The sequence below is a fragment of the Vibrio sp. Y176 genome, assembly GCF_033438945.1.
Genome location: NZ_JAWOQS010000764.1, coordinates 1 through 615, shown reverse-complemented (window position 1 = coordinate 615; position 615 = coordinate 1). Strand labels below are relative to the sequence as shown.

Annotated in this window: 1 protein-coding gene; it reads left to right on the top strand. The window is 42.6% G+C overall.

What is annotated here, in order from left to right; translation table 11 throughout:
- A partial coding sequence (locus R7O13_RS28530; RefSeq protein ID WP_318305415.1) for a hypothetical protein occupies window positions 1-284 on the top strand: 284 nt, incomplete at its 5' end.
- Between the last annotated feature and the right edge of the window lie 331 nt (window positions 285-615).

Genomic DNA, 615 nt, shown 5'->3' with positions numbered 1-615 from the left:
AGAATGACATCAAATATAAAGGCGAGACCAATGGCGTACATACGTGGAGTGTGCCATCAGGACAGCCTTACTACTGGCATCCAGATTGGCTACACGTTGCCGAAGATGCGACAGGGTCACACCCAAAAGAAAAACTAGATGTTCAAGCTGGTGACACCCCAACGCAAAAGCATGCGCTTAAAGCAATCCTAAAACACATGAACGATTGGGCGACAGATAAGTTGTCTTCAAATCCTGACATCGAAACCAATGCGGTAGAGTCAGAAATTGAGCTAAGGAAATAGACCTCAACGTTCGATGTAAATTGAATATGCAAGCGCCCCTCACCGTTGGGGCGTTTCTTATCCTTCCCTACTTTTTCCTTCGCAACAGGCTCTGCTTACCTCGCAGGATTCACGTTTTAAACCGCCCAAAATTACTCCTCAGTAGCCATCAGATTCATGAATTGTTCGATTGGATAAATTAGCACCAAATTGCTACAAAACTCCCCTTTACATCCGGATTTAACCAAGGTTTTCATAGCAAAAGCATCGGTTATGTTAGCATCCTGTTTCAAATCGAAATTTTTTTACGTTTTCTTATCAGTAAGTGTTGTAACGAATATTGCTGAAAGGT